The sequence below is a fragment of the Thioalkalivibrio sp. genome, from assembly GCF_007692535.1.
Taxonomy (GTDB): Bacteria; Pseudomonadota; Gammaproteobacteria; order Ectothiorhodospirales; family Ectothiorhodospiraceae; genus Thioalkalivibrio.
Genome location: NZ_REBW01000037.1, coordinates 1 through 4,148, shown reverse-complemented (window position 1 = coordinate 4,148; position 4,148 = coordinate 1). Strand labels below are relative to the sequence as shown.

Annotated in this window: 6 protein-coding genes; 3 read left to right on the top strand and 3 right to left on the bottom strand. The window is 65.2% G+C overall.

What is annotated here, in order from left to right; all coding sequences use genetic code 11:
• The coding region (locus EA346_RS00630) for a DUF4351 domain-containing protein (RefSeq protein WP_296754329.1) at nt 1-411 on the top strand (411 nt) is incomplete at its 5' end.
• Between the two features lie 57 nt (nt 412-468).
• Here EA346_RS00630 and EA346_RS00625 read toward each other — a convergent pair.
• Nucleotides 469-732, bottom strand: a complete 264-nt coding sequence (locus EA346_RS00625; protein WP_296754327.1) for a Txe/YoeB family addiction module toxin — start codon at nt 730-732, stop codon at nt 469-471.
• Entirely contained in the window at nt 729-971 is a 243-nt protein-coding gene (locus EA346_RS00620; RefSeq protein WP_296754324.1) for a type II toxin-antitoxin system Phd/YefM family antitoxin, read from the bottom strand. Before EA346_RS00620 ends, EA346_RS00625 begins: the two co-directional genes overlap by 4 nt.
• A gap of 217 nt (nt 972-1,188) precedes the next feature.
• Between EA346_RS00620 and EA346_RS00615 the strand changes: the two genes are divergently transcribed.
• Nucleotides 1,189-2,406 (top strand): hypothetical protein, encoded by a 1,218-nt coding sequence (locus EA346_RS00615; protein ID WP_296754322.1) that lies wholly within the window; start codon nt 1,189-1,191, stop codon nt 2,404-2,406.
• Here the strand turns inward: EA346_RS00615 and EA346_RS00610 are convergent.
• Nucleotides 2,381-3,721: a TlpA disulfide reductase family protein gene (locus EA346_RS00610; RefSeq protein ID WP_296754319.1), complete on the bottom strand. Its 1,341-nt coding sequence runs from the start codon at nt 3,719-3,721 to the stop codon at nt 2,381-2,383. The genes EA346_RS00615 and EA346_RS00610 overlap by 26 nt on opposite strands.
• 99 nt (nt 3,722-3,820) lie before the next feature.
• On the opposite strand from EA346_RS00610, the gene EA346_RS00605 reads away from it, so the two are divergent.
• Nucleotides 3,821-4,148, top strand: a 328-nt coding sequence (locus tag EA346_RS00605; protein WP_296754316.1) for a cupin domain-containing protein, incomplete at its 3' end; no start/stop codon positions are given.

The following is a 4,148-nucleotide window of genomic DNA, read 5'->3' as shown; positions in this document are numbered from 1 at the left end:
CTGAACCTGCCGAACATGGCCTACGGCCCGGAGGAGAAGCTCAAGGTCTACGCCCAGGCGATGCGCGGCCTGACCACGCTGGAACCGGATCCGGAGCGGCGACTGAAGTACCTGGATTTCATCGACATCTACGCGGCGCTGGACGAGAATGAACGCATCGTCTATCGCCAGCGGTATCCCGAGGAGGTGGCAGAGATGACACGGTTTGCGGAACGGTTTATCGAGAAGGGCCGGGAAGAGGGCATTGGCCAGGGCGAGGCGCGCGTGCTGCTGCGCCAACTCACGCTGAAATTCGGAGCGGTGCCGGAACCGGTGCGCGCGCGTTTGGAATCTGCCGACGCCGAGACCCTGCTACGCTGGTCGGAGCGGGTATTGACAGCCGATCGTCTGGAGGACGTGGTGGAACGGTAGCCCACTCCACAGCCATCCCGGAACGCGAAACTCCGGGGTACCCACCCTTCCGATGCGTTATTCGTAATGACTCCAGAGTCGAAGAACCTTCACCACCCGCTCACTTTCCAGCACCTGATACACGAGACGGTGCTGGATATTGATCCTCCGCGAATAAGCGCCGGCTAGATCGCCGACCAGCGTCTCGTAAGGCGGCGGTTTTCGGTGAGGGTCTTCCGAGATCACCGTCAGCAGTTCCTGGGCTTTCGGCTTCAAGCCGCTTCGGGCCAACTTTTTCGCGTCATTCTGAGCTTGTTTGGTGTACACCAACCGCCATGTCACCAATCCAACTCCTTGTCGCACTCGTCAACGGGGGTTTCCATGCCCCCGCGAATGGATTCGCGCAGGCCAGGTACGGACAGCAGAAACAGCGTCTCCTGAATCGCCGCCCAGTCCTCCCCAGACACTAAGACCGCCTTATTCCGCTTGCCCATGATCTCGATGGGCTGATGAGACTCGGCAGTCTCATCGATCAGCCGATAAAGATTGCTACGCGCCTCGGTCGCTGTAATTGCGGTCATGACGCACCTCTGCTGCATTCAATAGCCGAAAGTGTACGTGTTTCAGTACGTACGTCAACCGGTACGCCTTGTGTGGCATCGGGAGGAAGTCTCCAGGCTGGAAAACGCGCCGGACACCCACCTTGCTTGACCCGGGAGGCCAAACGCGGCTTCATTGCCGGCGAGGCCGCGCACCTGGTGGAGCACCTTGCGATGCTTTTCGATCAAGGGACGACCGATGGGTAGGACACGCGAAGACGCCGGCGCAACCATCAACTGCTCCGGCCGCGCCGAACTGGCCGCCACCTGGATCGTCAGCCTGTTTCTGGTCGGCTTCATCTGGATGCTGTGGTTCATCTTCCGCGAGCAGCCGCCGGGGTTACCGCGCGGGATCGAGGCGCACTGGTTCCCCACCGTCGCCACCGCCGTGGCGGTGCTGGTCACGCTGGCGGCCGCGGGCGTGGTCCTGGCAGCCACACGCAACTGGCGCCTGCTCGGTCCGGCGCGGTTGCAGATGGATCCGTTCCCGGCCGGGCCCGGCGGCGAAGTCGGCGGCGTGATCGAACTGGCCGCGCGTCCCGGAGCACAGGACCGCGTTGTGCTCGCCCTGCAATGCATTCGTCGCAGGCGCAGACGCTCGGGCCGGAACAGCAGCTGGCACGAAACCGTGCTGTGGGAAGACGAAGGCATGCCCTACATCGAGGCTGCCGGACGTGGCACACGGCTGGTGATGCGGTTTCCGATCCCGGCGGAACAACCCCCGAGCCGGCACGGCAACGACGAACAGATCGTCTGGCGCCTCTATCTGGAGGCCGACCTCGGGGGACGGATCCTGCGCCGCCAGTTCACACTGCCTGTCGGCGACCATCCGAATCCGGCCCGGTCGCTACAGAGCTATCCGCTGACGCCCAGCCGCCCGGTGGAGAAACACCTGCCCGGACGGTGGGTGCGAGAGACCCGCCAAGCGGGGTGGACGGTCTTCCGCTTTCCCGCCTTCCGGCACCTGAAGGCGACCCTGAGCCTTGCGGGTTTCGGCCTGCTGTTTTTCGGGGTAGTCGGCGGGGTGATGCTGTGGATGAACCTCGCGGGCCAACGGGGGGATCCGCCGCTGGTGTTCCCCATCGTGTTCCTGGGCTTCGCCTTCCTTATGGTATTGCCCGTGTTCTGGCTACCCTTCAGCCTCCACGTTTCCGCTTCGCCCGAGGGTCTGCGCATACGCCGTTACTGGCTGGGGGTGCCGGTTGGCAGCCGGCAACTGTCTCGCGCCGAGTTGAGTGGCTTCAGCACGAAGAGGGGCAATCAGGTGCGCTTCGGCAACCAACGCCAGGAGGTCTTCTACCACCTGGTGGCGCAGACCGAAGACGGACGCAAGCTTCGTTGCAGCACGGGGCTGCCGGGCCCGGCAGCCATCCAGCGCTACGAGGAGCGGCTCAAAGCTGCCCTGGATTGGCGCTGACAGGAGCCAGCCGGGGTCGGACCCCGGAGGGCTCAGGAGGGGGCTCTGTCCGCAGGGTGTCGATGACGTGGCGGACGGCGTCGGTGTCCCATTCGATGGCGGTGTTGACCGAGTAGCGGATCCGGCCCTGGCGGTCGAGGATGAACGAACTGGGGAAGGCGAAGACGCCCCACTCGCCCGATACGCGGCCGTCCTGGTCCATCAGCACCGGGAAGTCCACCTCGACCTCGCGCATGAACTCGAGGATGTGCTCGGGCTCCTCGCGGAAGTTCACGGAGACGATCGCGAATTCCCGCTCGTCGTAGGCGGCGGCGAGGCGGTTCATGGAGGGAATCTCGTGTACGCAGGGTGGGCACCAGGTCGCCCAGAAATTCACCAGCGTGACCCGTCCCAGGCTCTCGGCAAGCTCGTGATGGTCACCGCGGGCATCGACCAGCGCATACTCGGGAGCAGGACGCGGCTCACGCTCGACCAGGCCGTAGGCGGGGGCCATCGGCACCTCGGCCCGTTCGTCGAGCGCAGCGACCTCGGTCGGGCGCGGTGCGACAGCGAGCAGCCGCGCGGCCTCGAGCAGTTGGTTCGGCGCGTCCATGATCGCCTGGCGCACCTCCTCTGGCATGACGCCAACCGTCGTCGTATCCAGGGCCTTGTTTTCGGGCGCATCCGAATGCAGCAGGTAGTAGTCGCGGACCTCGTCGATCATCCACGCATATGCCGGGCTGCCGGCAGCATAGAACGTGTTCAGTACCTGGCCCAGGCGTTCGCGGTTGCTGCCCATCGCCGGCTGGAAGATGGCCACCGGCATGTTGGTGGCGGCGACGATGCCCAGCAGTTCGGGCTCCTCGCCGGCCACCGGGGTGCCGCGGTAGAGGTTGGGAAACAGCAGGATCCCGCCGGCGACGTCGGTGGTATCCACGGCCTCCTGCTGCCAGGTGCGCAACCCACGCAACAGCGGCACGGTCATGCGGTCGCAGGTCACCAGAACGATGGGGCCGCGCCCCGAGCGCACGGCAGCGTCGAGCAGTGCGGCCACGGGCGCGCCATCCATGCTTCGGATCGCATCGCTGCTGCGCTGGAGCAGCAGGGAGTCCAGGAGATCGGTGCGCCAGACGGTGGCACCACGCTCGGCCAGGGTCTCGATCAGCGCATTCGGGGTCTCCAGTTCCCCGTACTGGTTGACCAGCCACAGGAACAGCGGCCCTTCGCCCTCCGCACCGAACTCGTAGACGTCCAGACGATCGCCGCCGTCCAGGTCTACGGCGAACCCCGGCTGCGCCTGGGCAAGAGCCGGCGCTAGGACCAAGACAAGGGCCATCGAAGAAATCCATTTGAGAAAGGCCAACACCTGGGGCACGCTCGCTGTAACGGAAACGGTGATTTGCAAGTCTAGACAACCAGGCCTGCGAGAGGGTCCATGAGCAATTCCAACAGCGTCATTCCCGGCAATCTCTTCGCCGCGTTGCCGGCTCTGAGCGACGGCGAGGCCTTCGAGGAAATCCTGCGCTGCGGCAACGTACGCGTCGAGCGCATCGTCAGCAGCGCCCGACCGGACCCGACGCTCTACGATCAGCCCCAGGACGAGTGGGTCTGCCTGCTGCAGGGCGAGGCCGAACTCTGGGTCGCCGGCCAGCGCATACACCTGAAGCCCGGCGACCACTGCTTCCTTCCCGCACACACGCCACACCGCGTGCTACGCACCTCGCCTGACCCGCCCTGCATCTGGCTCGCCGTCCACATCGACC

Coding starts and splice junctions, on each gene's coding strand:
- EA346_RS00620 (WP_296754324.1), bottom strand. CDS start 971: ATGACCGCAATTACAGCGACCGAGGCGCGTAGCAATCTTTATCGGCTG.
- EA346_RS00615 (WP_296754322.1), top strand. CDS start 1,189: ATGGGTAGGACACGCGAAGACGCCGGCGCAACCATCAACTGCTCCGGC.
- EA346_RS00610 (WP_296754319.1), bottom strand. CDS start 3,721: ATGGCCCTTGTCTTGGTCCTAGCGCCGGCTCTTGCCCAGGCGCAGCCG.